This window comes from Streptomyces sp. NPDC001536, assembly GCF_042894505.1.
Classification (GTDB): domain Bacteria; phylum Actinomycetota; class Actinomycetes; order Streptomycetales; family Streptomycetaceae; genus Streptomyces.
Window position 1 is genome coordinate 413,119 of the sequence record NZ_JBIAVQ010000005.1, and the last position, 26,773, is coordinate 439,891.

At 70.1% G+C, this 26,773-nt stretch carries 22 protein-coding genes; 2 read left to right on the plus strand and 20 right to left on the minus strand.

Annotated features, from left to right (window positions below):
* Nucleotides 1-15: 15 nt before the first annotated feature.
* Nucleotides 16-1,128, plus strand: a complete 1,113-nt coding sequence (locus ACFY0U_RS17390) for a mechanosensitive ion channel family protein (protein ID WP_388636084.1) — start codon at nt 16-18, stop codon at nt 1,126-1,128.
* A 19-nt stretch (nt 1,129-1,147) separates the two neighbouring features.
* Here ACFY0U_RS17390 and ACFY0U_RS17395 read toward each other — a convergent pair whose 3' ends face one another.
* The 6 genes from ACFY0U_RS17395 to ACFY0U_RS17420 form a co-directional block, all read right to left on the minus strand.
* The gene (locus ACFY0U_RS17395) at nt 1,148-1,888 is read right to left on the minus strand and encodes an SDR family NAD(P)-dependent oxidoreductase (RefSeq protein ID WP_388636086.1); all 741 of its coding nucleotides are present in this window, start codon (nt 1,886-1,888) and stop codon (nt 1,148-1,150) included.
* Between the two features lie 69 nt (nt 1,889-1,957).
* On the minus strand, nt 1,958-3,544 hold the full coding sequence (locus tag ACFY0U_RS17400) for a Na+/H+ antiporter (protein ID WP_388636088.1): 1,587 nt from the start codon (nt 3,542-3,544) through the stop codon (nt 1,958-1,960).
* A gap of 109 nt (nt 3,545-3,653) precedes the next feature.
* A complete protein-coding gene (locus ACFY0U_RS17405) occupies nt 3,654-4,124 on the minus strand; it encodes a GNAT family N-acetyltransferase (RefSeq protein ID WP_388636090.1) in 471 nt (156 codons plus the stop codon).
* Entirely contained in the window at nt 4,121-5,065 is a 945-nt protein-coding gene (locus ACFY0U_RS17410) for an RluA family pseudouridine synthase (protein WP_388636092.1), read from the minus strand. Before ACFY0U_RS17410 ends, ACFY0U_RS17405 begins: the two co-directional genes overlap by 4 nt.
* A 43-nt stretch (nt 5,066-5,108) precedes the next feature.
* Nucleotides 5,109-5,708: a signal peptidase II gene (lspA, locus tag ACFY0U_RS17415; RefSeq protein ID WP_388636094.1), complete on the minus strand. Its 600-nt coding sequence runs from the start codon at nt 5,706-5,708 to the stop codon at nt 5,109-5,111.
* 61 nt (nt 5,709-5,769) lie between these two features.
* A complete protein-coding gene (locus ACFY0U_RS17420) occupies nt 5,770-6,732 on the minus strand; it encodes a TraR/DksA family transcriptional regulator (RefSeq protein ID WP_388636096.1) in 963 nt (320 codons plus the stop codon).
* 591 nt (nt 6,733-7,323) lie between these two features.
* Between ACFY0U_RS17420 and ileS the strand changes: the two genes are divergently transcribed.
* Nucleotides 7,324-10,461: an isoleucine--tRNA ligase gene (gene ileS / locus ACFY0U_RS17425; protein ID WP_388636098.1), complete on the plus strand. Its 3,138-nt coding sequence runs from the start codon at nt 7,324-7,326 to the stop codon at nt 10,459-10,461.
* Nucleotides 10,462-10,624: 163 nt separating this feature from the next.
* Here ileS and ACFY0U_RS17430 read toward each other — a convergent pair whose 3' ends face one another.
* The 14 genes from ACFY0U_RS17430 to ACFY0U_RS17495 form a co-directional block, all read right to left on the minus strand.
* A complete protein-coding gene (locus ACFY0U_RS17430; protein ID WP_388636100.1) occupies nt 10,625-11,833 on the minus strand; it encodes a DivIVA domain-containing protein in 1,209 nt (402 codons plus the stop codon).
* A 52-nt stretch (nt 11,834-11,885) separates the two neighbouring features.
* On the minus strand, nt 11,886-12,176 hold the full coding sequence (locus ACFY0U_RS17435; RefSeq protein ID WP_037937545.1) for a YggT family protein: 291 nt from the start codon (nt 12,174-12,176) through the stop codon (nt 11,886-11,888).
* Between the two features lie 50 nt (nt 12,177-12,226).
* Entirely contained in the window at nt 12,227-12,868 is a 642-nt protein-coding gene (locus ACFY0U_RS17440; protein ID WP_171145273.1) for a cell division protein SepF, read from the minus strand.
* 130 nt (nt 12,869-12,998) lie between these two features.
* Nucleotides 12,999-13,718, minus strand: a complete 720-nt coding sequence (locus ACFY0U_RS17445; RefSeq protein WP_388636102.1) for a YggS family pyridoxal phosphate-dependent enzyme — start codon at nt 13,716-13,718, stop codon at nt 12,999-13,001.
* A 6-nt stretch (nt 13,719-13,724) separates the two neighbouring features.
* A complete protein-coding gene (gene pgeF / locus ACFY0U_RS17450; RefSeq protein WP_388636104.1) occupies nt 13,725-14,453 on the minus strand; it encodes a peptidoglycan editing factor PgeF in 729 nt (242 codons plus the stop codon).
* Nucleotides 14,450-15,646, minus strand: a complete 1,197-nt coding sequence (ftsZ, locus tag ACFY0U_RS17455) for a cell division protein FtsZ (RefSeq protein ID WP_388636106.1) — start codon at nt 15,644-15,646, stop codon at nt 14,450-14,452. Before ftsZ ends, pgeF begins: the two co-directional genes overlap by 4 nt.
* 276 nt (nt 15,647-15,922) lie before the next feature.
* Nucleotides 15,923-16,717 (minus strand): cell division protein FtsQ/DivIB, encoded by a 795-nt coding sequence (locus ACFY0U_RS17460; protein WP_388636108.1) that lies wholly within the window; start codon nt 16,715-16,717, stop codon nt 15,923-15,925.
* 25 nt (nt 16,718-16,742) lie between these two features.
* Nucleotides 16,743-17,840, minus strand: coding sequence for an undecaprenyldiphospho-muramoylpentapeptide beta-N-acetylglucosaminyltransferase (gene murG / locus ACFY0U_RS17465; RefSeq protein WP_388636110.1), 1,098 nt, complete (start codon nt 17,838-17,840; stop codon nt 16,743-16,745).
* A 6-nt stretch (nt 17,841-17,846) separates the two neighbouring features.
* On the minus strand, nt 17,847-19,196 hold the full coding sequence (ftsW, locus tag ACFY0U_RS17470; RefSeq protein WP_388636112.1) for a putative lipid II flippase FtsW: 1,350 nt from the start codon (nt 19,194-19,196) through the stop codon (nt 17,847-17,849).
* Nucleotides 19,197-19,216: 20 nt separating this feature from the next.
* The gene (murD, locus tag ACFY0U_RS17475) at nt 19,217-20,650 is read right to left on the minus strand and encodes a UDP-N-acetylmuramoyl-L-alanine--D-glutamate ligase (RefSeq protein WP_388636114.1); all 1,434 of its coding nucleotides are present in this window, start codon (nt 20,648-20,650) and stop codon (nt 19,217-19,219) included.
* Complete coding sequence (mraY, locus tag ACFY0U_RS17480; RefSeq protein ID WP_266828289.1) at nt 20,632-21,705, minus strand: phospho-N-acetylmuramoyl-pentapeptide-transferase; 1,074 nt, start codon at nt 21,703-21,705, stop codon at nt 20,632-20,634. The genes murD and mraY overlap by 19 nt, the downstream gene beginning before the upstream one ends.
* Entirely contained in the window at nt 21,702-23,102 is a 1,401-nt protein-coding gene (gene murF / locus ACFY0U_RS17485; RefSeq protein WP_388636117.1) for a UDP-N-acetylmuramoyl-tripeptide--D-alanyl-D-alanine ligase, read from the minus strand. Before murF ends, mraY begins: the two co-directional genes overlap by 4 nt.
* Before the next feature lie 4 nt (nt 23,103-23,106).
* Entirely contained in the window at nt 23,107-24,633 is a 1,527-nt protein-coding gene (locus ACFY0U_RS17490; protein ID WP_388636119.1) for a UDP-N-acetylmuramoyl-L-alanyl-D-glutamate--2,6-diaminopimelate ligase, read from the minus strand.
* Between the two features lie 174 nt (nt 24,634-24,807).
* Nucleotides 24,808-26,769: a peptidoglycan D,D-transpeptidase FtsI family protein gene (locus tag ACFY0U_RS17495; protein WP_388636121.1), complete on the minus strand. Its 1,962-nt coding sequence runs from the start codon at nt 26,767-26,769 to the stop codon at nt 24,808-24,810.
* Between the last annotated feature and the right edge of the window lie 4 nt (nt 26,770-26,773).

Sequence of the window (26,773 nt, forward strand, 5' to 3'; positions counted from 1 at the left end):
GTTAGGTTCGGGGACATGGAGAACGTACTCCGCCCGCTGATCGTGATCGGTGGCTCGGTTCTGCTCACGCTGGTCATCGGCTGGGCCACGGACCTGCTGCTGCGCAAGGCCGACGAGCGGCACAACGAGACCCCGATGTGGGGTCTGCTGCGTCGTGGGCGCATCCCCTACCAACTCGTGATCTGCGCTGCCCTGCTCAGAGGTGCCTACGACGAGGCGCGGCTGCTGCGGGAGCACCGGGTCGGCATCGGGCAGGCGCTGACGCTGGTGCTGATCGGCGCGACGGCCTGGCTGGTGATCCGGATCGCGGCCGCGGTCGTCGAGACGACGTACACCCGCTACGCGCGCGCCAGCCGCGACCCCGCCCGGGTCCGGCGGGTGCGCACCCAGGTGACGCTGATCACACGGGTGGTCGCCGCGGTCGTCGGTGTGGTGGCGGTGGCCGCGATGCTGCTGACGTTCCCGCCGATGCGCGCGGCCGGCGCCTCGCTGCTGGCCTCGGCCGGCATCCTCGGCATCGTCGCCGGTGTCGCGGCGCAGTCCACGCTGAGCAACATGTTCGCGGGGCTGCAGATCGCGTTCGGCGACATGGTGCGCATAGGGGACACGGTCGTGGTGGACGGCGAGTGGGGCACCGTCGAGGAGATCACGCTGACCTTCCTGACCGTGCGGACCTGGGACGAGCGCCGGATCACGATGCCCGTCTCCTACTTCACGTCCAAGCCGTTCGAGAACTGGTCGCGCGGCGGTGCCCAGATGACCGGCATCGTCTACTGGCACCTGGACCACTCGGCGCCGATGGAGGCGATGCGCGAGAAACTCCGCGACATCCTCCGCGGCTGCCCCGCGTGGGACGGCCGCGCCTGCGACCTGACCGTCACGGACTCCACCCCGAACACCATGCAGGTGCGGGCCCTGGTGACCGCCAAGGACGCGGACGACATCTGGACGGTCCGGGTCACGGTGCGCGAGCACATGATCCAGTGGCTGGGCGAACACCATCCGCACGCCCTCCCGCGCGTCAACACCGCGGACGCGGCCCTGCCCCCCGGCGTCAACGGCAGCCGCCCGTCCCCGGACGGCGAGGGCCCGCGCCGCGCCCACGAGACACCACGCGCGGACCGCTGACCCCCACTCACCGCCGTGGTCACCGCCCGCGCTCGGCACCCCCGTTGACCTGAACGATCTGCGAGGTGACGTGCCCGGCGCCCGGGGAGGCCAGCCAGTGCAGCGTGCCGGCGACGTCCCCGGGCGTCCCGGCGCGCCCGTCGGCGGTGTCGGCGATGAGCCGGGCACGCCGGGCGGGGTCGATGGCCGGGCCGAAGAACTCGGTGTCCTCGATGTAGCCCGGTGCGACGACGTTCACGGTGATCCCGCGCGGCCCGAGCTCCCGGGCCAGGTCGTGGGCGTACGGATGCAGCCCGGCCTTCGCCGCCGCGTACGCCCCGCTGCCGGACCCCCGGTAGGCGGCGATGGAGCTGACGAACAGCACCCGCCCGCCGGGCTCGGCGAGCCGGTCCTTCAGGGCCTCGGTGAGCAGCGCGGCGGTCAGCAGATTGAGCCGGAAGTTGACGGTCCAGTTGTGGGCGACGGCGTCCAGCGGATCGTCACCGGAGGCGGGCGGTTCGAGCTGCCCGGTCCCGCCCGCACTGTGGACCAGCACATCCACGGCCCCCAGCTCGCGGGCGACGAACTCGGCGACCCCCCGCACCTGAGCCGTGTCGCTGAGATCGGCCGCGTACGTCAGCGCCCCCGGCACCCCAGCCTTCTCCAGCACCTCGGCCCGCCGGCCGAGCAGCAGCACCCGGTCCCCGTCCGCCGCGAAGGCCCGCGCCGCCGCGAGCCCGATCCCCGTACCGCCACCACTGATCACGATGTTGCGAGACATGCCCCCCACCCTAGGAAGGACCGCCCGCACAGTCGTCGCCCTTCACACGACTGCCATACGGCGGACAGATCACCGCAGGCTGCGCACGTCGAGGTGTCTCAGCACCCGGTCCACGACCTCGGGATCGGCCCCCGGTTCACTGCGCGCGGCCAGCACCTCGTGCCGCGCGGCGCTCATCATCTCGCCCTGGATCCGCCGGATCCGCTTGAGCCGCCGCGCCCGCTGCACGTGCGCCTCCCTGCGCTCCTCGTCCCCCATGTCCGGGCTGATCCGCACCCCGATGTCGAAGGCCCGCCGCAGCATCTGCTCGGACAGCTCCTCCGGCAGCTCCTCGACCTCCTCGATCTCCTTGAGCCTGCGCTTGGCCGCCTTGGCCGCCCGGATCGCCAGCGTCTTCTCGAACTCCTTCTCCCGCTCGGTGTCGGCCTTCACACCGAGCTTCCTCACGAGCCAGGGCAGGGTCAGCCCCTGGAGCACGAGCGTCGCCATGATCACCCCGAACGCGATGAAGACGATCTCGTCCCGGTCGGGAAAGGCGGACCCGTCGTCGGTCTTCAGCGGGATCGCCAGGGCCAGCGCCACGGACGCCACCCCGCGCATCCCGGACCACCACATGACGACGGTCTCCCGCCAGGTCATCGGGATCTCCTCGTCGTAGTCCTGCTTCGCGTGCAGCCGCTTGGCGACCCAGGTCGCGGGCAGCAGCCACAGCAGCCGTACGAGGACGACGACCCCCACGATCGCGGCCGCCCAGCCGAGCATCTCGCCCCACCGCCCGGACGCGGTCCGGATGGCGTTGTGCAGTTCGAGCCCGATCAGCCCGAAGGCCACGCCGGTGACCAGCGTGTCGACGATGTCCCAGAACGTGTGCCCGGCGAGCCGCGTGAGCACGTCGTCGGCGTCGGTGGCGTACTCGGCGAGGAAGAGCGCGGTGGTGAGCACAGCGAGCACCCCGGAGCCGTGCAGCTCCTCGGCCATGACGTAGGAGGCGTACGGCACGAGGAGGGTGAGGCCGATCTGGAGGGTCGCGTCGTCGAGCAGGTCCATGAGCTTGTTGGCGCCCCAGCCGAGGGCCAGGCCGACGACGACGGCGACCACGGCGGACAGCACCAGGTCGAGGCCGGCCCGCCAGGGCGAGAACGTGCCGCTGACGGCGGCGGCGATCGCCACGTGGTACAGCACGATCGCCGTCACGTCGTTGAAGAGCCCCTCGCCCTCCAGGATCGACACCAGCCGGCGCGGCAGCCCGAGCTGCCCGGCGACGGCGGTCGCCGCGACCGGGTCGGGCGGTGCGACCAGCGCCCCCAGGGCCACGGCGGCGGCGATCGGCAGCCCCGGCACGATCGCGTTGGCGACGACGGCCACACACAGGGTGGTGACGAACACCAGCGCGACGGCGAGCAGGAAGATCGGTCTGATGTTGGCCGCGAACTGCCGCCAGGACGTCCGCCGTACGGCGGCGTAGAGCAGCGGCGGCAGCAGGAGCGGCAGGATCAGCTCCGGCGAGATCTCGACGTTGGGCACGAAGTCGAGCAGTGCGAGGACTATCCCCAGCAGGGTCATCAGCACCGGCGCCGGCAGCCCGACCCGGTCCCCGACCGGGACGCTCACCACGGCCCCGAGCAACAGCACGAACAGCAGGGCCAACTGATCCACGGTCAGTACTCCGGTGAGTTCTGGACGTTCGGACGACAGACCTCAAGCGTGCCACGCCAGGGTTCCCACCAGCGTTGTCGGCACCCTGTGTCACAGGGCGCGCCTCTCGCTACAGAACGCGTCGCATCCCGCGGTGCGCTATCCCCGCCTCCAGGTACTCCGGCCCGTACGCCTCGTACCCCAGCCGCTCGTAGAACCCCAGCGCGTGCGTCTGCGCGTGCAGATCCACCGCCGCCAGCCCCAGCGCGCGTGCCGCGTCCTCGATGGCCCGCACGAGCGCGACACCGACCCCCAGTCCGCGCGCGTCCTGGGTGACGGCGAGCCGCCCGAGCGACCCCAGCGTCAGGTCGCCGCCGGTCTTGTCCGCGGCCTCGGAGCCGTGCAGCAGCCGTCCGGTGCCCAGCGGCACCCCGTCCTCCCGCACGGCCAGCACATGCAGGGCGCCGGCGTCGTACGCGTCGTACTCCAGGTCCTCCGGCACCCCCTGCTCGGCGACGAAGACCTCCTTGCGCACCGCGAAGCACAGCTCACGGTCGGCGGGGTCATCGGCGACCCGGACCGCGTACGACGGCAGGCTCATCCGTACGTCTCCTCGCGGACCTGGTCCAGGGCCTTCTGGAGGTCGGCCGGGTAGTCGCTCCCGAACTCGACCCACTGGCCGTCCCCGGGGTGCTCGAAGCCGAGGCGGACGGCGTGCAGCCACTGGCGGGTCAGGTGCAGCCGCTTGGCGAGGGTCGGGTCGGCGCCGTAGGTCAGGTCACCGACGCAGGGGTGGCGGTGGGCGGCCATGTGGACGCGGATCTGGTGGGTGCGGCCGGTCTCCAGCTTCACGTCGAGCAGGGAGGCCGCGCGGAACGCCTCGATGAGGTCGTAGTGGGTGACCGACGGCTTGCCCTCGGCCGTGACCGCCCACTTGTAGTCGTGCTGGGGGTGGCGGCCGATGGGCGCGTCGATGGTGCCGCTCGTCGGGTCCGGGTGGCCCTGCACGAGCGTGTGGTAGCGCTTGTCGACCGTGCGCTCCTTGAACTGGCGCTTGAGCGAGGTGTACGCCCGCTCCGACTTGGCGACCACCATGAGGCCGGAGGTGCCCACGTCGAGGCGGTGCACGATGCCCTGGCGCTCGGCGGCGCCGGAGGTCGAGATCCGGTAGCCGGCCGCGGCGAGACCGCCGATGACGGTCGGCCCGGTCCAGCCCGGCGAGGGGTGCGCGGCGACGCCGACGGGCTTGACGATCACGACCACGTCATCGTCGTCGTGCACGATCTCCATGCCCTCGACGGGCTCGGCGACGATCTGCACGGGCGCGGGCGCCTGTGGCATCTCCACTTCCAGCCAGGCGCCGCCGTGCACCCGCTCGGACTTCCCGACCACGCTCCCGTCGACCTGGACCTTGCCTGCCGCGGCCAGCTCGGCCGCCTTGGTGCGGGAGAAGCCGAACATCCGGGAGATGGCGGCGTCGACGCGCTCGCCCTCCAGGCCGTCGGGCACGGGCAGGGTACGGATCTCGGGAACTGTGCTCACCCGTCGAGTATGCCGGACGGGTCGGACAGTCCCGAACGCGTGCTCAGTCCTTGTGGACGGTCCCGTCCGGGTCGAGGCCCTTGAAGGACAGCAGCACGATCAGGATGCCGCCGCACACGATCGCCGAGTCGGCCAGGTTGAACACCGCGAAGTGCTTGGGCGCGATGAAGTCCACGACCGCGCCCTCGAAGACGCCCGGCGAGCGGAAGATCCGGTCGGTGAGGTTGCCGAGCGCACCGCCAAGGAGCAGGCCCAGCGCGATCGCCCAGGGCAGGCTGTAGAGCTTGCGGGCGAGCCGGGCGATCACCACGATCACGGCGGCCGCGATCACCGTGAAGATCACGGTGAAGGCCTCGCCGAAGCCGAAGGCCGCGCCCGCGTTGCGGATCGCCTCGAACTTCAGCCAGTCCCCGATGATCTCGATCGGTGCGTGGTGCTCCAGCTTGGCGACCACGATCATCTTGCTGACCAGGTCGAGGACGTAGGCGAACGTGGCGACCGCGAACAGCACGGCGATCCGCCGCTTCCCCCTGGACGGCGCCCCGGCGCTCCCCTGTCCGTCCGCACCGGATGACTGCTCCGGCTCGGTCTCCGCCCCCTCTGGGGAGTCCGGCGTACCGATGATGCGCTCCGCCTCTGCCACGTGAGTCCCTCGACCTAGGTACCTGACTGAGGACGAGGGTACGGCACGCCCCACCGCACCCTCAGTACCGGCGTTCCTGCTTCTGCTTGCACTCCACACAGAGCGTGGCCCGCGGGAAGGCCTGCATACGCGCCTTGCCGATGGCGTTGCCGCAGTTCTCGCAGAGGCCGTAGGTGCCCGCGTCGAGGCGGTCCAGGGCGCGCTGGGTCTGGATGAGCATCTCGCGCGCGTTGGCCGCGAGGGCCATCTCGTGCTCGCGCGTGATGTTCTTGGTGCCGGTGTCGGCCTGGTCGTCGCCCGCGCCGTCCCCGGAGTCCCGCATCAGGCCCTGGAGGGACTCCTCGGAGGACGTGATCTCGGAGCTCAGCCGCAGCGCCTCGGACTGGAGCTCGGCACGCGCCTCCTGGACCTCCTCCGGCGTCCAGGGGTCCTCGCCGGGGCGGACCGCGAGCTCGCCCGGCTCCGCCGCCGCGGCGAGGCGTGCCTTGGGGACGGCGGTCTTCGCCGCCGTGGCCGTGCCAGGAGTCTTCTTCGCAACCACCGTCGTGGCTCCCGTCTGCTTCGCGGCCTGCGCCGCGCCCGCCTTCTTGGCCGTGCTCTTGCCGGCCGCGCTCTTCGTGGAGGTGCTGTTCGCGGCAGCGGTCTTCTTGGCTGCCGTCTTCGTCGCCGCCGCCTTCGTCGCCGTTTTCTTCGCCGCCGCCTTCTTGGCCGCCGTCTTCTTCGCGGCGGCCTTCTTGGCCGCCGGTCTTTCGGGCCCGTCCTCCTCGACGGCCTTCCGCGCGGGAGCCGCCTTGGACGCCGTGGCCTTCTTGGCCGCGGTCTTCTTCGCGGGGCTCTTGGCCGCCGCCTTCCTCGCGGCGCCGCCCACCGTCTTCACGGCCTTGCCGGCCTTGGCGGCACGCCCCTCACCGTCTCCCTGTGCGCTCTTCTTCCCACCCACGTCCTTGGCCGCACCCCCGGAGGCCTTGGCAGTCCCCGAACTGCCCGACGCCGACTGCTGTACGGCGGTCTTCTTCGCCACCATGGCCGCGGCCCCTTCACATATTGTGATCTTGCACGCGAATCGTGCTGGGACGATAAATCGACTTGAGTCCCGCGGCAACGGGGCGCACCGCCCGATTCGCCCGGCTCGCGCATGGGGCGCGCCGAACCTGCATGCGTTGTGCCCAGCTCCCCGCCGGGTAATCCGCCGTGCCGTGCGTCCCAGAATCCGAACACGCGTACCGCTCCATTCGGGTCACTCCCCGCCGTCCGACGCCCGCGTCCCCCGGGCCCGGAAAACCGGTCGGCCGCTGTCCGTGCGGCGCCGTACACTGGGCGGAGCGAACAGCATGGATGGGGACGAGTAGCGGCGTACGCAGCCCAGAGCGACCCGGGGACGGTGGAAGCCCGGGGGCGAGCGCGACGTGAAGATCACCCCGGAGCCGCCGGAAGAAGCCCCGCAGGGGGTGGTAGACCCGGCATCGCGACCCCAATGAGGGGGCTCATCGGTGTGGAAGGCGCACCGGGGAGCCAAGGAGGGTGGTACCGCGGGAGCGCGCCGAGACCGGCGTACACAAGACAGCTCTCGTCCCTCCGGACGGAAGGCAGCAAGTCCGCCGGAGGAAGCTCGCTGATGACATCGCCTACGTACCGCCAGGTGCCCGCCCAGGTCGACCTGCCCGCCCTTGAGCACGCCGTGCTCGAGTTCTGGCGCGAGCAGAAGATCTTCGCCAAGAGCCTGGAGCAGTCCGAGGGACGCCCCGAGTGGGTGTTCTACGAGGGCCCGCCCACCGCCAACGGCATGCCCGGCGCCCACCACATCGAGGCGCGCGTCTTCAAGGACGTCTTCCCCCGCTTCCGCACCATGCGCGGCTACCACGTGGCCCGCAAGGCCGGCTGGGACTGCCACGGCCTCCCGGTGGAGCTCGCGGTGGAGAAGGAGCTCGGCTTCTCCGGCAAGCAGGACATCGAGGCGTACGGCATCGCGGAGTTCAACGCCAGGTGCCGCGACTCCGTGCTGCGCCACACCGACGCCTTCTCCGAGCTGACGACCCGCATGGGTTACTGGGTCGACCTCGACGACGCCTACGTCACGATGGACCCCGAGTACATCGAGTCGGTCTGGTGGTCGCTCAAGGAGATCTTCAACAAGGGCCTGCTGGTCCAGGACCACCGCGTCGCCCCCTGGTGCCCCCGCTGCGGCACCGGCCTGTCCGACCACGAGCTGGCGCAGGGCTACGAGACGGTCGTCGACCCGTCCGTGTACGTCCGTTTCCCGCTCACCTCCGGTCCGCTCGCCGGTGAGGCCGCGCTCCTGGTGTGGACGACCACGCCCTGGACGCTGGTCTCCAACACCGCGGTCGCCGCCCACCCCGACGTCACCTACGTCGTGGCGACCGACGGCCGGGAGAAGCTGGTCGTCGCCGAGCCGCTCGTCGCCAAGTCGCTCGGCGAGGGCTGGGAGACCACCGGCCAGTCCTTCACCGGCGCCGAGATGGAGCGCTGGACCTATCAACGTCCGTTCGAGCTCGTGGAGTTCCCGGAACCGGCACATTTCGTCGTCAACGCCGAATACGTCACGACCGAGGACGGTACGGGCCTGGTCCACCAGTCCCCCGCCTTCGGTGAGGACGACCTCAAGGTCTGCCGCGCGTACGGCCTGCCCGTGGTGAACCCCGTCCGCCCCGACGGCACCTTCGAGGAGGACGTCCCCCTGGTCGGCGGCGTCTTCTTCAAGAAGGCGGACGAACGGCTCACCGAGGACCTCCAGCAGCGCGGCCTCCTCTTCAAGCACATCCCGTACGAGCACAGCTACCCGCACTGCTGGCGCTGCCACACCGCGCTCCTCTACTACGCGCAGCCGTCCTGGTACATCCGCACCACGGCCATCAAGGACCGCCTCCTCCAGGAGAACGAGAACACCAACTGGTTCCCGGACACGGTCAAGCACGGCCGGTACGGCGACTGGCTGAACAACAACATCGACTGGGCGCTGTCCCGCAACCGCTACTGGGGCACCCCGCTGCCGATCTGGCGCTGCGAGGACGACCACCTGACCGTGGTCGGCTCCCGCACGGAGCTCACCGAGCTGACCGGCACGGACCAGTCGGGCCTGGACCCGCACCGCCCGTTCATCGACGACGTCACCTTCGACTGCCCGCAGTGCGCGAAGACGGCCACGCGCGTGCCGGAGGTCATCGACGCCTGGTACGACTCGGGTTCGATGCCGTTCGCGCAGTGGGGCTACCCGTACAAGAACAAGGAGCTGTTCGAGAGCCGGTACCCGGCGCAGTTCATCTCCGAGGCCATCGACCAGACGCGCGGCTGGTTCTACACCCTCATGGCCGTCGGCACCCTGGTCTTCGACAAGTCCTCGTACGAGAACGTCGTGTGCCTCGGCCACATCCTCGCCGAGGACGGCCGCAAGATGTCCAAGCACCTCGGCAACATCCTCCAGCCCATCCCGCTCATGGACCAGCACGGCGCCGACGCGGTCCGCTGGTTCATGGCGGCCGGCGGCTCCCCGTGGGCGGCCCGCCGCGTGGGCCACGGCACGATCCAGGAGGTCGTCCGCAAGACGCTCCTGACGTACTGGAACACGGTCGCCTTCCAGGCCCTGTACGCGCGTACGTCGAACTGGGCGCCGTCCGCGGCCGACCCGGCCCCGGCCGACCGCCCGGTCCTGGACCGCTGGCTGCTGTCCGAACTCCACGCGCTCACCGACCAGGTGACGCAGGCTCTGGAGGCGTACGACACCCAGCGCGCCGGAAAGCTCCTGTCCGCGTTCGTCGACGACCTGTCCAACTGGTACGTCCGCCGCTCCCGTCGCCGCTTCTGGCAGGGCGACAAGGCCGCGCTGCGCACGCTGCACGAGGTCGTCGAGACGGTGACGAAGCTGATGGCCCCGCTGACCCCGTTCATCACCGAGCGGGTCTGGCAGGACCTGGTGGTTCCGGTCTCCCCGGGCGCCCCGGAGTCGGTGCACCTGGCGTCCTGGCCCGAGGCGGACCTCGGCGCCATCGACCCGGAGCTGTCCCGGCAGATGGTCCTGGTACGCCGGCTCGTGGAGCTGGGCCGGGCCACGCGCGCGGAGTCGGGTGTGAAGACCCGTCAGCCGCTGTCCCGGGCGCTCATCGCCGCGACCGGCTTCGACGCCCTCGACGGTGAACTGCACGCGCAGATCACGGAGGAGCTGAACGTCGAGTCCCTGGCGTCGCTGAGCGAGGTCGGCGGCAGTCTGGTGGACACCACCGCCAAGGCCAACTTCCGCGCCCTGGGCAAGCGTTTCGGCAAGCGCGTCCAGGACGTGGCGAAGGCCGTGGCGAACGCCGACGCGGCCGCCCTGTCCCTCGCCCTGCGCGAGGGCACGGCGTCGGTCGAGGTCGACGGCGAGACGATCACCCTGGCCCCGGATGAGGTGATCATCACAGAGACCCCGCGCGAGGGCTGGTCGGTGGCGTCCGACTCGGGTGCGACGGTCGCTCTCGACCTGGAGATCACCGAGGAGCTGCGGCAGGCGGGCCTCGCCCGTGACGCGATCCGGCTGATCCAGGAGGCCCGCAAGAACAGCGGCCTCGACGTGGCCGACCGCATCGCGCTGCGCTGGACCTCCACGGACCCGGCGGTGATCGCGGCCCTGACCGAGCACGCGGGCCTGATCGCCGACGAGGTTCTGGCGACCGACTTCAACCAGGGTGAGGCGGACGCCACATACGGCGACGCCTTCACCGACGAGGGTCTGTCGCTGACGTTCCGCCTGCGCAAGGCGTAACCGCGAGCCGACCGAGGGCCCGGCCTCCCCACGCGGGGGGCCGGGCCCTTCTGCTTCCCTCGTCACCACGGCGATCAACACGCGTAAAAGGGGCGAGCCCCGGACCGGAGTCCAGGGCTCGCCCCTTTGAACGCTGCCGACGCCTAAGGCGTACTACAACTCGTCAGTTGTCGTCCTCGTCGATGAGGAACCCGCGCATCGGCGACGGAGCCTGACCCATCGGGCCGGGGCCCTGCGGGCGGACCGGAGCCATCGGCTGGGTCATCGCGGGCGACATCTGCTGCTGGCCACCGTAGGACGGCGCCGCCGGAGCCGGGCCACCGCCCATGCCGCCGGGGTTGCCGCCGTACGACGGGGCGCTCGCGCCGGCCGGGGCCATGGAGGGCGCCGGGGACGGCGGAAGCGACGCGGCCGCGGGGGTGCGCGGCGGGGCCAGCGAGTCGTCGGCCTGGGTCTCCAGCTGACGCAGCTGCGACTCCAGGTAGGACTTCAGCCGCGTGCGGTACTCGCGCTCGAAGCCGCGCAGATCCTCGACCTTGCGCTCCAGCGTGGCGCGGGCGGACTCCAGGGAGCCCATCGCGACGCGGTGCTTCTCCTGCGCGTCCCGCTCCAGGGCGTCGGCCTTGGCACGGGCGTCACGCTCGAGACCCTCGGCACGCGAACGCGCCTCGCCGACGATCTTGTTGGCCTCGGAACGGGCCTCGGCGATCGCCTGGTCGGCGGTCTGCTGGGCCAGCGAGAGGACACGGGCGGCGCTGTCGCCACCGGGACCCTGACCGGGGCCGCCCATGGGGCCACCGCCCATCGGGCCACCCATCGGACCGCCCATGGGGCCGCCCATCTGCTGCTGCATGGGGGGCTGGCCACCCATCGGACCCTGGCCCATCGGACCGGGACCCTGACCCATACCGGGGCCCTGCGGGCCACCCTGGCCGCCGCTGGGGCCGGCGGGCAGCTGCGGCGCACCGCTCGGCAGCTGGGGCGGACCGCCCATGGGGCCACCCATCTGCTGCTGCGGCGGGCCCGATATGCCGGCCGGCACGGGGCCGCCGGGCCCACGCATGCCCTGCTGCGGCATTCCACCCTGCTGCGGCATGCCCTGCTGCGGCATCCCGCCCTGCTGGGGCATACCCTGCTGGTCCTGGGGGCCGCCGGGGCCCTCCGGGGGCTTGCGCATGTTCTGCTGGTTCTGGGCAGCAGCACGCGTCGCCGCGGCCAGTTTGGCGCGCAGGTCCTCGTTCTCGCGCAGCAGGCGCGTCAGTTCGGCTTCGACCTCATCGAGGAAGGCATCGACCTCGTCCTCGTCATAGCCTTCTCGGAGGCGGACGGTCGTGAACTGCTTGTTCCGCACGTCCTCGGGGGTCAACGGCATCTCTTCACCTCAACGTAGTCATCGGCAGTCGGCAAGACCGTATCGTCCACTGTCACCTCGCGAGATTGCCCACGATAGAGATCAAGATGTAGACGATGATCATCAGTACGAAGAAGGACAGGTCGAGCGCCACGCCCCCGAGACGCAGCGGCGGGATGAACCGCCGCAGAAGCTTCAGCGGTGGATCGGTGACAGTGTAGGTGGCCTCCAGAACGACCACCATCGCCTTGCCAGGTTGCCACGAGCGGGCGAACTGGAAGACGTAGTCCATGACCAACCGGAAGATGAGCACGATGAGGAACACCATCAGCGCGATGTAGATCACCTGCGCGAACACGCCCATGGCCTGTCTTTCCCTCTCCCCTGTTCCGTACTGCTTACCGGTCGGCTGTCTCAGCTCTGATTGAAGAACCCGCCCTCTGCGATACGGGCCTTGTCCTCCGCCGTGACATCGACGTTAGCAGGCGACAACAGGAACACCTTCTGCGTCACCCGCTCGATGCTGCCGTGAAGACCAAACACCAAACCGGCCGCAAAGTCGACAAGTCGCTTGGCGTCTGTGTCATCCATCTCAGTCAGATTCATGATCACCGGGGTGCCCTCACGGAAGTGTTCCCCGATGGTACGGGCCTCGTTGTAGGTCCGTGGGTGAAGCGTGGTGATCCGGTAAGGCTCTCGTTCCGACACGACCTTGGGCATGATCACCGGTGCGTTCTTCTCCAGGCTTTGACGTTCTTGTGTGATGGACGCCACGGGCGCGATCCGCGCGGGACGTCCGGATTCAGCGGCCAGCGAAGCGGAACGGGCTACCGGTTCGCGCGACACCGACGGCTGTACGATTCGCACCTCTTCGTCCCTTTGGGACTGATGTGCGCTGTGCGCCTGGTGCACCGGCTCATGCCGCCGGTGGTCACGCTCGGGCTCCGGGTCCAGTTCGGGTTCGAAGTCGTCGTCGGGGTCGAAACCGCGGCCGTCGTAACCATCGTCCTCCACGAGGCCGAGGTAGACCGCCATCTTGCGCATCGCGCCGGCCATGCTCTGAGTCCTCCGCTCTGTGGTGGATCGGCTGACGAACTGCCAAGTGCCCGCGATCCACGTGGTCGTTACACCCGCCTATCAGCGGTAATGACCATATTTTCTGCTGTGGTCCGACTTCCTGGCGACGTTACCCGAGCCTCGCACGGACTCCGAGTACCGCCGTACCGACGCGCACATGTGTCGCTCCGGCCGCCACGGCCTTCTCGAGATCCGCACTCATCCCTGCCGACACCATGTTCGCAGCCGGATGGGCTCGGCGCAGGTCGGTCGACAAATCCATCATCCGCTCGAACGCCGCGAGTTCGCGTCCCGCGTAAACACCGGTGAGCGGTGCGACGGTCATCAGACCCGCCAGCCGCAGACCCGGAGCCTCTGCCACGAGATCGGCCAACTCTTCGATTCCGCCAGGCGCTACGCCACCCCGCTCCCCCCGCTCGCTCGCCCCCGCGTCCAGCGCGACCTGGATCAGACACCCCACCTCACGCTCGGCTCGCACGGCTTCCTTGGACAGGGCCGTCACCAGCTTCGAACGATCGACGGACTGCACGAGATCCGCGTAACCCACCACGGATCGCACCTTGTTGGTCTGAAGCTGACCGACGAAATGCCAATTAAGGGACAGATCCGAGCATTCGGCGGCCTTTGGCGCCGCGTCCTGGTCCTTGTTCTCTGCGACATCGCGGACACCGAGTTCCGACAGGATCCGCACATCGCTCGCGGGGTAGGTCTTGGTGACCACGATCAGGGTCACCTCCTCGCGCTTGCGACCCGCGGCCGCGCACGCGGCGGCGATACGGTCCTCCACCCGCGCCAGGTTTGCGGCGAGTTCGCCCTTACGGTCCGTCATGCTCTCTCAGTCCAGCCAGACATATCCCGCGAGTCGCCCTGTGGTGCGATCGCGTCGGTACGAGAAGTGGTCGCCCGATTCCCGCGTGCACACCGGCGACTGCTCCCGGTCGTGCACCCCGAGCCGTTCGAGCTGCGCGTGCACTCCGGCGGTCACGTCCACGGCGGGTGTGCCCCAGCTCGTCTCGGCGTACGCCGTCCGCTCGACGGCGCTCACGTCGGCGCGCATCGCGTCCGGCACCTCGTAGCACCGGCCGCAGACGGCGGGTCCGGTGCGGGCGACGATCCGGGCGGGCTCGGCGCCGAGTTCGGTCATGGCCCGTACGGCGGCGGGGACGACCCCGGCGATCATGCCGGGCCGCCCCGCGTGGGCCGCGCCCACGACTCCGGCGACGGGGTCGGCGAGCAGAACGGGCGTGCAGTCGGCGGTGAGGACGGCGAGGGCGAGGCCGCGCTCGGCGGTGACGACCGCGTCGACCTCCGGCACCGGACGGTCGCCCCACGCCTCGGAGACCACGGCCACCTCCGCCCCGTGCACCTGGTTCATCCAGACCACCCGGCCGGGGTCGATCCCCAGCGACTTGGCGGCCAGTTCACGATTCGCGCGGACGGCGTCGGCGTCGTCGCCGACCGCCCCGCCGAGGTTGAGCTCCTCGTACGGAACGGCGCTCACCCCGCCCCACCTGTCGGTGAAGGCGAAGTGCGCGCCGCTCACGGTGTCGCGCTGTCCTATCACTTCAGGAAGTCCGGCACGTCCAGCTCCTCGGCCGCGCTGTCCGAGTAGGTCCGCGACGGCGGCACCGGCGGGGCGACCGGAAGGTCGGCCACCGGCTCGGGCGCGGGCTCCGGGTCCTCCTTCGGCGTGACACTGCCGAGCGAGCCGAAGGACGGACGGCTCTCGGTCTGCCGTGCCGGAGTGGGCTCCTCACGGCGGGCCGAGGACGAGGCCGAACCGAGGACGTTGTCCCGGCGGGCCGGCGGCTGGCCGCCGTCGAAGCCGGCCGCGATGACCGTGACCCGGACCTCGTCGCCGAGGGCGTCGTCGATGACCGCGCCGAAGATGATGTTGGCCTCGGGGTGGGCGGCCTCGGAGACCAGCTGGGCGGCCTCGTTGATCTCGAACAGGCCGAGGTCCGAGCCACCGGAGATGGAGAGCAGGACGCCGCGGGCGCCGTCGATGGAGGCCTCCAGGAGCGGCGAGGAGATCGCCATCTCGGCGGCGGCCACAGCGCGGTCGTCGCCGCGGGCCGAGCCGATGCCCATGAGGGCCGAACCGGCCTCGGACATGACCGACTTGACGTCGGCGAAGTCGAGGTTGATCAGACCCGGCGTGGTGATGAGGTCGGTGATGCCCTGGACACCGGAGAGCAGGACCTGGTCGGCCGACTTGAAGGCGTCGAGGACCGAGACCTGGCGGTCCGAGATGGACAGCAGCCGGTCGTTGGGGATGACGATGAGGGTGTCGACCTCTTCGCGGAGTTCCGCGATGCCGTCCTCGGCCTGGTTGGCGCGGCGCCGTCCTTCGAAGGTGAAGGGGCGGGTGACCACGCCGATGGTGAGGGCGCCGAGGTTGCGGGCGATGTTGGCCACGACGGGTGCGCCGCCGGTGCCGGTGCCGCCGCCCTCGCCGGCCGTCACGAAGACCATGTCGGCCCCCTTGAGGACCTCCTCGATCTCCTCGCGGTGGTCCTCGGCGGCCTTGCGGCCGACGGCCGGGTTGGCTCCGGCGCCGAGTCCGCGGGTGAGTTCACGGCCGACGTCGAGCTTGACGTCGGCATCGCTCATCAACAGCGCCTGAGCGTCGGTGTTGATGGCGATGAACTCGACGCCCTTGAGACCGACCTCGATCATCCGGTTGATGGCATTGACACCACCGCCGCCGACACCGATGACTTTGATGACTGCGAGGTAGTTCTGCGGTGCTGCCACGTCGAAGGCCTCTCGCCTCGAGTTACGTGTCGTCGTCTCGCGGGTGCTGCGATACGCGACGGATGCCGAATGGGACGGTCCATAGCGCCGACCCGAACCCTAACGTTGAAGTTTAGGGTTACCAGTGTGTCTGTTCCCTGGAGTCTTCTGAACAGGACACTAAGTCGACAAGTGGCGCACGTTCAACGAACACGCCGAACCTCCCGTTTTTCTTTTCACCCTATGTGATCAGCCGTAGCGGTAGCCAACCAGGGTGCTGGCCTGCGCGGATGTACGTCAACTCCCTGATGACGCAGGGGCGGTGGGAACCGAGACGTCGAAGTACCGCGCACCGGGCGCCGCTTTCAGCAGAGCGGTGAGCGTGCGGGCCTTGGCGGCACCCTTCTCGCCACTCCCCCACGCGACGGTGCGGCCGTCGCTCAACTCCAGCGAGATGTCGTCGTACGAACGCACCTTGACGGTCCGGGTGCTCTTCGCGACGGCGGCCGGAATGTCACCGGCGACCCGGACGGCTTCGCGCACGAGCCGGTCCTCGCCGAAGCGGCGCAGGCTCGCGGCCGCGGAACCCGACTCGGAGAGCGTCAATTCCAGTACGGGAACGCCTTTCGGAGCCTGGGAAACCGTGGCAAAACGGACGCCACCGTCGTCCACTTCGACAAACTTTCCGCCCTTTTCGACAATCAGAACCGGAGTGCGCTCAACCACTTTCAGGTCGATTCCGTGGGGCCAGGAGCGGACCACATCAACCGAGTCAATTCGGGGCAATTTCCGGAGCAACCGTGCCTCAATCGCATCGGTGTCGACGGAAATCAGCGGCGATCCGACCGGTACGTCGGCCGCCTCGCGCACCTGGCCGGGCGTCAGAACGTCGGTGCCGGAGGCCGACACCCGCTCCACGCGCAGCCACTGCGAGCCGTACAGCGCCCAGACGCCGCCCGCGGTCAACAGGACCAGCGCGACGGCGAGAATGATGATCGTACGAGGCTGAGGCATCCTCAACCGTCGGACAGGGGGCGGGCCGGACGACTCCTGCTGGCGTTCACCGCGCTCGGCGGTCGTCGTTCCGGCCACGCTGCCTGCCCTTCGTCACATGTGCCTAGTGGTGTGCACGGTTGGCGGCGATCGCCTCGTACACCATGCCGACGAGCAGGTCGTCGGCGTCCCGGCGGCCGAACTCGGCGGCGGCGCGGGACATCTGGTAGAGCCGGTGCGGGTCGGCGAGCACGGGCAGGACGTTCTGCTGGACCCACTCGGGGGTCAGCTCCGCGTCGTCGACCAGCAGACCGCCGCCGGCCTTGACCACCGGCTGGGCGTTGAGCCGCTGTTCGCCGTTGCCGATGGGCAGCGGGACATAGGCGGCCGGGAGTCCGACGGCGGAGAGTTCGGCGACGGTCATCGCGCCCGCGCGGCAGAGCATCATGTCGGCCGCGGCGTACGCGAGATCCATCCGGTCCACGTACGGTACCGGGATGTACGGGGGCATTCCCGGCATCTGGTGCACCTGCGGCAGTTCGTTCTTCGGGCCGACCGCGTGCAGGACCTGGATGCCGGCCTGCTGGAGCCAGGGGGCGACCTGCTGGACGACCTCGTTGAGGCGGCGGGCGCCCTGGGAGCCGCCGGAGACCAGGAGGGTCGGCAGGTTGGGGTCCAGGCCGAACATCGCGCGGGCCTCGGGGCGGGCGGCGGCCCGGTCGAGGGTGGCGATGGTGCGGCGCAGCGGGATGCCGATGTAGCGGGCGCCCCGGAGCTTGCTGTCCGGGGTGGAGACGGCGACCTGGGCGGCGTAGCGCGAGCCGATCTTGTTGGCGAGGCCGGGGCGGGCGTTGGCCTCGTGGATGATGATCGGCACACCGAGGCGCTTGGCGGCGAGATAGCCGGGCAGGGCCACGTATCCGCCGAAGCCGACGACCGCGTCCGCCTTGGTGCGCTCCAGGATCTGCTCGGCGGCCTTGATCGTGCCGCGCAGCCGGCCCGGGACGGTGATCAGCTCAGGGGTGGGCTTGCGTGGCAGCGGCACGGCCGGGATCAGCGCGAGCTCATAGCCCCGCTGGGGAACGAGCGTGGTCTCCAGGCCGCGCTCCGTGCCGAGGGCCGTGATCCCCACGGTCGGGTCCTGCCTGCGCAGGGCGTCCGCGAGGGCGAGCGCTGGCTCGATGTGGCCGGCGGTCCCCCCACCGGCGAGTACGACATGCACCGAAATTCACCGCTCTCCGGACGAACGCGCCGAGGCACGCCGTCGCATCGTGTTCCATCTCCGAGGCCCCGTGGGTCCCCCGCCACCCCGCTTTCTACCAAAGCGGGGCTGCCGCAGCGAAAGCGCTGCCCGTGCAGCGGGCTCGTCACGTGCGAAGGCGATCAGCAGCCCGATGGCGAACATGGTCGGCAGCAGGGCGGATCCTCCGTAGGAGAACAGCGGGAGCGGGACGCCGGCGATCGGCAGCAGGCCGAGCACCGCACCGATGTTGATCACCGCCTGTGCGGTGATCCAGGTGGTCACGCCTCCCGCGGCATACCTGACGAAGGGGTCCTCCGTGCGGCCGGCCACGCGGATACCCGCATAGCCTAGAGCCGCGAAGAGGGCGAGCACCGACAGCGTCCCCGCCAGGCCCAGCTCCTCACCGGTGACGGCGAAGATGAAGTCCGTGTGCGCTTCCGGGAGTTGGCCCCATTTTTCCACACTGGCGCCGAGCCCGGAGCCGAAGATTCCGCCGGATGCGAGGGCGTAGATTCCGTGCACGGCCTGCCAGCAGGCGTCGCCCGGGCCCGGGTCGGTGGCGCCGATGCACTGGAGCCGGGCCATCCGGTTGGGGCTGGTCTTGATGAGGATCATGCCGATCGCGGCGGCGACCGACAGGACCCCGACGAACAGCCGCGTCGGTGCCCCCGCGAGCCACAGAAGGCCGAAAAGGATCGCCGTGAGGATGATCGCGGTGCCCATGTCGCCGCCGAGCATGATCAGCCCGAGCAGCATGAAGGCGACCGGGACGAGCGGCACCAGCATGTGCTTCCACTGGGTCAGCAGCTTCTTGTCCTGCTTGCGGGCCAGCAGGTCGGCGCCCCACAGCACCAGGGCGAGCTTGCCGAACTCGCTGGGCTGGATCTGGAAGGAGCCGCCGAGCGCGATCCAGTTCTGGTTGCCGTTGACCGCCATCCCTATCCCCGGCACCTGGACCAGCGCCATGAGGAACACGGCACCCGCGAGGATCGGGTAGGCCAGCGCCCGGTGCAGCTTCACCGGCATCCGCGAGGCGACGAGCAGCAGTACGGCGCCGATCACGGCGGCGAGGAGCTGCTTGCGGAAGAAGTACGAACCCGGCAGCGACATCTGCAACGCCTTGATCTGGGAGGCCGAGTAGACCATCACCAGACCGAGCACGGTGATCAGCAGACTGCCGCCGAGGATCAGGTAGTACGCCGTCAGCGGCCGGTCCCAGGCCTTACGCGCGCGCGTGTAGAGCCGTAGGACGGGATTCTGGCGCGCTGTCCGGGAAGCGGCGGGACGTCTGACGGCCCGCTGCACGGGCGGTCGGCCGGTACGGCTGCTGGGCATCAGAGCCTCCGCTACGTCGGTCAGGAGCCGAGTTCGCGAACCGCCTCCGCGAACGCGTCACCGCGCTTGTTGTAGTTGGTGAACATGTCCATGGAGGCACAGGCCGGGGCCAGCAGCACCGTGTCGCCGGGCTGAGCCAGCCGCTTCGCCTCCGTCACCGCCTGGAGCATCGCCCCAGTGTCGGTCCGGTCGAGGTCGACCACGGGTACTTCCGGCGCGTGTCGCGCGAGGGCTTCGCGGATCAGGGCCCGGTCGGCGCCGATCAGAACCGCACCGCGAAGTCGCTTTGCCGACTTGGCGACCAGCTCGTCGAAGGAGGCGCCCTTGGCGAGCCCGCCCGCGATCCACACGATGGACTCGTACGCCGCCAACGAGGCTTCCGCCGCGTGGGTGTTGGTGGCCTTGGAGTCGTCGACGTAGGCGACACCGTCCACGTCGGCCACGTGCGCGATGCGGTGCGCGTCCGGCGTGAAGGCCCGCAGACCGTCCCGTACGGCCTTGGGGGGCACCCCGAAGGCGCGGGCGAGGGCCGCCGCGGCAAGGGCGTTGGCGATGTTGTGCGGGGCCGGCGGGTTCACGTCGGAGATCTCGGCGAGCTCCTGGGCGTTCTTCTGCCGGTTCTCGACGAAGGCGCGGTCGACCAGGATGCCGTCCACGACGCCGAGTTGGGAGGGACCGGGGGCGCCGAGGGTGAAGCCGATGGCCCGGCAGCCCTCCTCGACCTCCGCCTCACGCACCAGGTCCTCGGTGGCCTTGTCGGCCACGTTGTAGACACAGGCGATGCGATTGCCCTCGTAGACGCGGCCCTTGTCGGCGGCGTACGCCTCCATGGAGCCGTGCCAGTCGAGGTGGTCCGGCGCCAGGTTCAGGACGGCGGCGGAGTGGGCGCGCAGGGAGGGCGCCCAGTGGAGCTGGTAGCTCGACAACTCCACGGCGAGGACGTCGTACTGCTCCTCGCCGAGCACCGCGTCCAGCAGGGAGACGCCGATGTTGCCGACGGCGGCGGTGCGCAGACCGGCCGCCTTCAGGATCGACGCCAGCATCTGGGTGGTCGTGGTCTTGCCGTTGGTGCCCGTGATCGCGAGCCAGGGGGCGGCGTCGGGGCCCCGCAGCCGCCAGGCGAGCTCCACGTCGCCCCAGATCTCCACCCCGGCTTCCCGGGCCGCCGTGAACAAAGGCTTGTCGGGCTTCCAGCCGGGTGCGGTGACGATGAGTTCGGTGCCCTCGGGCAGGGTCGCGCCGTCGCCGAGGCGGACGGTGACGCCGAGCGCCTCCAGTTCGGCGGCCTGCTCACGCGCGCGTGCGTCGTCGCCGTCGTTGACGACCGTGACGATCGCGCCACGCGCGTGCAGCACCTTGGCCGCCGGGATGCCGGAGACGCCGAGTCCGGCGACGGTGACGTGCTTTCCCTGCCAGTCGAGAGGCTCCGAGGAGGTCACTTTTCTGCTGCCCATCCCGCGTAGAAGAGACCCAGGCCGACGATCACACAGATGCCCTGGATGATCCAGAAACGGACCACGACGAGGACTTCGGACCAGCCTTTGAGTTCGAAGTGGTGCTGGAGCGGTGCCATCCGGAAGACGCGCTTGCCGGTGAGCTTGAACGAGCCGACCTGGATGACGACCGACATCGTGATGAGGACGAACAGACCGCCCATGATGGCCACGAGGAGCTCGGTGCGGGAGCAGATCGCCAGGCCCGTGAGGACACCGCCGAGGGCGAGCGAACCGGTGTCGCCCATGAAGATCTTCGCCGGCGAGGTGTTCCACCACAGGAAGCCGAGGCAGGCGCCCATCAGCGCCGAGGCGATGACCGCGAGGTCGAGGGGGTCTCGTACCTCGTAGCAGGCCCCCGGGTTGGTCAGGGTGCCCGCGTTGGCGCAGGACTCCTGGAACTGCCAGACACCGATGAAGGTGTAGGCACCGAAGACGAGCACGGAGGCGCCGGTGGCCAGGCCGTCCAGACCGTCCGTCAGGTTCACGCCGTTCGACATCGCGAGGATCATGAACAGCGCCCAGACCACGAACAGCACCGGGCCGATCTTCCAGCCGAAGTCCGTGATGAACGACAGCTTGTCGGAGGCCGGGGTGTTGTTGCGGGCGTCCGGGAACATCAGCGCGAGCACCGCGAAGCTGATGCCGACGATCAGCTGACCGGCCATCTTGGCCTTGGCCCGCAGACCCAGCGAGCGCCGCTTGACGATCTTGATGTAGTCGTCGAGGAAGCCGACCAGACCCATGCCGACCATCAGACCGAGCACCAGCAGACCCGAATAGGTCGGCGGGTAGCCGGTGATGACCTTGGACAGGAAGTAGGCGGCCACCGTCGCGAAGATGAAGGCGATACCGCCCATGGTCGGCGTCCCGCGCTTGCTGGCGTGCTCACGCGGGCCGTCGTCGCGGATGTACTGCCCGTACCCCTTGCGCGCGAGCAGCTTGATCAGCAGCGGAGTGCCGACCAGGGTCAGGAACAGACCAATGACTCCTGCGAACAGGATCTGCTTCATCATCGGGCGGCAACCTCACCCTCGGCGCCGAGCAGCGCCGTGGCGACGCTCTCCAGGCCGACCGAACGGGACGCCTTCACGAGTACGACGTCTCCCGGGCGCAGCTGACTGCGCAACAGGTCGATCGCCGCCTGTGCGTCGGACACGTGCACCGACTCCTCACCCCACGAACCCTCGTTATATGCGCCCAGTTGCAGCCAGGACGCTTCCCTGCCCCCGACCGCGACGAGCTTGCTGACGTTGAGCCGGACGGCGAGCCGTCCGACCGCGTCGTGCTCGGCGAGCGCCTCGTCCCCGAGCTCGGCCATCTTGCCGAGCACCGCCCAGGTCCGCCGCCCCCGGCCCATGGCTGCCAGGGCGCGCAGGGCGGCCCGCATGGACTCTGGGTTGGCGTTGTAGGCGTCGTTGACGACGGTCACGCCGTCCGGGCGCTCGGTGACCTCCATCCGCCAGCGGGAGAGGGAGCCCGCCTCGGAGAGCGCGGTGGCGATCTCTTCCGCGGACATGCCCAGCTCATGGGCGACGGCGGCCGCTGCGAGCGCGTTCGACACGTGGTGCTCACCGTACAGGCGCATGGTCACGTCGCTTGCACCGGAGGGTGTGCGAAGCCTGAAGGAAGGCTGTCCGGTGTCCGTGAGTCTCACGTTCTCGGCGCGTACGTCCGCTTCGTCGGACTCTCCGAAAAGGATCACCTTCGCCTTCGTACGGGACGCCATGGCCCGTACGAGCGGATCGTCGGCGTTGAGAACCGCCGTGCCGTCCTCCGGCAGACCCTCGACGATCTCTCCCTTGGCCTGCGCGATCTGCTCCCGGCCGCCGAACTCGCCGATGTGGGCGGTGCCGACGTTGAGGACGAGCCCGATCTTCGGAGGCGTCAGATCCGTGAGGTAGCGGATGTGGCCGATGCCGCGGGCGCCCATCTCCAGGACGAGGAACCTCGTCTCGTCGGTGGCGCTGAGGGCGGTCAGCGGCAGCCCGATCTCGTTGTTGAAGGAGCCGGGGGTCCACACCGTCGGCGCCTTGCGCTGGAGCACCTGGGCGATCAGGTCCTTGGTGCTGGTCTTGCCCGCCGAGCCGGTCAGGGCGACGAGGGTCGCGCCGAGACGTCGTACGACATGACGGGCGAGGGCACCGATGGCCGTCTGGACGTCGTCCACGACGATCGCGGGCACGCCGACGGGACGCGAGGCCAGTACGGCGACCGCGCCCGATGCGACGACCTGTTCGGCGAAGTCGTGGCCGTCGACGCGTTCGCCGACGAAGGCGACGAAGAGACTGCCGGGCTCCACCTCGCGGGAGTCCCGGACCACGGATCCGGTGACCTGGACGGACGGATCCGGTATGTCGTGGGTCTGCCCGCCGACGACTGAGGCGATCTCGGCGAGAGAGAGGGCGATCACAAGTTCATCCCTGGGTCTTCTGGATGGCTTCTCGAAGCACCTGGCGGTCGTCGAAGGGACGGACCACTCCGGCGATGTCCTGGCCCTGCTCGTGGCCCTTGCCGGCGACCAGCACGGTGTCACCCGGCTGTGCGCGGGAGACGGCGGCGGCGATCGCGGCGGCCCGGTCCTCGAAGACCTGGACCTCGCCGCGTTCGTGTGCCGGTACGGACGCCGCGCCCTGGAGCATGGTTGCAAGGATCGCGAGCGGGTCCTCCGAGCGGGGGTTGTCGGAGGTCAGTACGGCGGTGTCGGCGAGCCGGGCCGCGGCGGCGCCCATCGGTGCGCGCTTGGTCGTGTCGCGGTCCCCGCCGCAGCCGAGCACGATGTGCAGCTTGCCCTCGGTGACCTTGCGGAGCGCTTTGAGCACGGACTCGACGGCGTCCGTCTTGTGGGCGTAGTCCACGACCGCGAGGTAGGGCTGACCGGCGTCCACGCGCTCCAGGCGCCCCGGCACGCCCGGCACCGCGGCGATGCCGTCGGCGGCGGTCTGCGGGTCGAGGCCCGCGGCGGCGAGGGCGGTGATCGCGGCGAGGGTGTTGGCCACGTTGAAGGGCCCGGCGATCGGCGACCTGGCGGCGATCCGCTCGCCCTTGGGACCGACCACGGTGAACGTCGAGTCCATCGGGCCGATCTGGACGTCCTCGGCGCGCCAGTCGGCGTCGGGGTGGCCCTCGGCGGAGAAGGTGACGACCGGGACCGTGGCCTCGTTCGCGAGCCTGCGGCCGTACTCGTCGTCGACGTTGACCACGCCGAGCCTGCTGCGTTCGGGCGTGAAGAGCTGTGCCTTGGCCCGGAAGTAGTCCTCCATGTCGGAGTGGAACTCCATGTGTTCCGGGCTGAGGTTGGTGAAGACGCCGATGTCGAAGACACAGCCGTCGACCCGGCCGAGGACCAGCGCGTGGCTGGAGACCTCCATCGCGACCGCCTCGACTCCGCGCTCGCGCATGACCGCGAACAGGGCCTGGAGATCGGTGGCTTCGGGGGTGGTGCGCTCGGACTTGATGCGCTCGTCGCCGATCCGCATCTCGACGGTGCCGATGAGTCCGGTGCTGCGGACGGCCTTCAGACCGCCCTCGACCAGGTAGGCGGTGGTGGTCTTGCCGGAGGTGCCGGTGATGCCGATCTGGAGCAGATCGCGGCCCGGACGGCCGTAGATGGTGGCCGCGAGTTCGCCCATCCGCGCGCGCGGGTCGTCGACGACCAGCACCGCGAGCCCCGTTGCCGCGGCACGCTCGGCCCCGGTCGGGTCGGTCAGCACGGCGACCGCGCCGAGGCCGGCGGCCTGGGTGACGAAGTCGGCGCCGTGCAGACGGGCGCCCGGGAGGGCGGCGTACAGGTCGCCGGGGCGGACGGCGCGCGAGTCATGGGTGATGCCCGTGACCTCCGCCGTGCTCGAGGTCCCCGGCCGTTCGGCACCCAGCTGATCGGCGAGCTCCGCGAGGGGTGTGGCGGAGACCTGAACCGGCCTGGGCGGCCCGGGATATGTCACGGGATGGCCCTTCTGGGTGGTTTGGGACTGATCAGCGTGTGGCACGGCGGTGAGCGTACCGGGCACACCCCGTTCGGAGCGAAGTGAGGGCAGGGGCGCGCCCTGGTTCCCGGGATCGGGAGTGATCGTTGTCACGAGCTGGTTCCTGGGTGGTTCCGTGCCGGGCGGTGCAGGTCAGGGTTTGAAGGTGACGGGGAGGCTGGCGGGCTTGGCCCCGGTGGGCGGGACCTGGAGGGTCTTCAGGGCGAACTCCATGACCTGCTTGTAGACGGGTCCGCAGATCTGGCCGCCGAAGTAGCTGCCCTTGGTGGCGTTCTGGATGGCGCAGTAGACGGTGACACGGGGCTTGTCGGCGGGCGCGAAACCGGCGAAGGAGGAGGTGTAGCCGTGGTACTTGCCGGTGGCCGGATCCACGCGGTTGGCCGTACCCGTCTTGCCCGCGACCCGGTAGCCGGGGATGCGCGCCTTGGTGCCGGTGCCCTCCCGGTCGTCCACGACCGACTCCAGCATCCGGGCGAGGGTCTTCGCCGTCTTCTCGCTGACCACCCGGGTCTTCTCGGGCTCGGCGGCGGGCGTGAAGCGGCCGTCGGGCCCCTGGGTGCCGCGGACGAGCGTGGGTTCGATACGTACGCCGCCGTTGGCGATCGTCGAGTAGACGGACGCGGCCTGCATCGCGGTGAGGGAGACGCCCTGGCCGAAAGGAATCGTGTACTGCTGCGAGGTCGACCAGTCCTGCGGCGCCGCGAGGATGCCCTTGGTCTCGCCGGGGAAGCCGAGACCGCTGTAGCTGCCGAGACCGAACTTGCGCAGATACGAGTAGAGGACCTTGTTGGCCTGCGCCTGCGTCTTGCCGAGCTGGCCGGTCGCCAGGATGGTGCCGATGTTGCTGGACTTGGCGAGCACGCCGTTGAGCGTGAGGTACCAGGTCTCGTGGTCGATGTCGTCCTTGAAGAGCCGGTCGCCGCGGTGCAGCCGGTTGGGCACGACGACATGCGTCAGCGGCGTCGCGACGTTCTCCTCCAGCACGGCGGCCATCGACAGGACCTTGGCGGTGGAGCCGGGCTCGTAGGCGTCCTCCAGGGCCCAGTTGTGCAGGGTGCCGGGGTCGGCCTGGGACAGGTCGCCCGGGTCGAAGCCGGGCGAGTTGGCCATGGCGAGGATCTCGCCGGTCTGGGTGTCCTGCACTATCACGTACCCGCGGTCCGCCTTGGACTTCTTCACCTGCTGGGTGATGGCGTCCTGCGCGGCCCACTGGATGTCGCGGTCGATGGTGAGCTCGACGTCGCTGCCGGGCACCGCCGGGGTCTCCGTGGACCCAGCGGTCGGGACCTGGCGGCCGCCGGACTGGGCATAGCGGATCTTGCCGTCCTTGCCGGACAGCAGGGTGTTCAGCTTCTGCTCGACCCCGCCGCCGCCCTTGCCGTCGGCGTTGACCCAGCCCAGTATCCCGGCGGCCAGGTCGCTGTTCGGGTACACGCGCTTGCTGGTGGCGACCGCGAAGACACCGGCGAGGACGTTGACGGTGGCGGGGTCGTCCTCGGCCTTGACGGCCAGTGCGCTCTTGAGGTCCTTGATCTGCTTCCAGACCTGTGGCGTCTGCCGGCCGGCGAGCTTGACGTACTGCCCCTTGGTCCGCAGCTTCTCGGTCAGCTCGGCCTGGTCCTCGCCGAGGATCGGGGCGAGCAGGGCGGCGGCCTGCTCGGGCCCGTCGTCGATCTTGAGCTGCTTGCGGCTGAAGAGCGTGGGGTCGGCCGTGATGTCGTACGCGTCCACGCTGGTCGCCAGGGCCACACCGGAGCGGTCGGTGATCTGGCCGCGCTCGGCGGCCAGGGTGTAGCCGACGTACCGGTTCTGCTCGGCCTTGGCGGCGTAGGTGCTCGCGTCGACGGCCTGGACCTGGAGCAGCCGTACGGCGAAGGCGATGAGGACGAGGGTCAGGGCGAGGCTGACCATGCGGAGCCGGGGCCGGGGGCTGCCGAGCCGGATGACGCGGGGGCCCGCGGGACGCGCTGCCGCGGGACGGGGCGTCGGGCGGCGGGCCGGGCGGGCACCGGGGCCCGCGGGGCGCCGTCGGGCGTCGGGGGCGGGCCTGGCGGGTCCGGGCACGCGGCGGCGCGGCGGTTCCCTGTCGGACACTTCC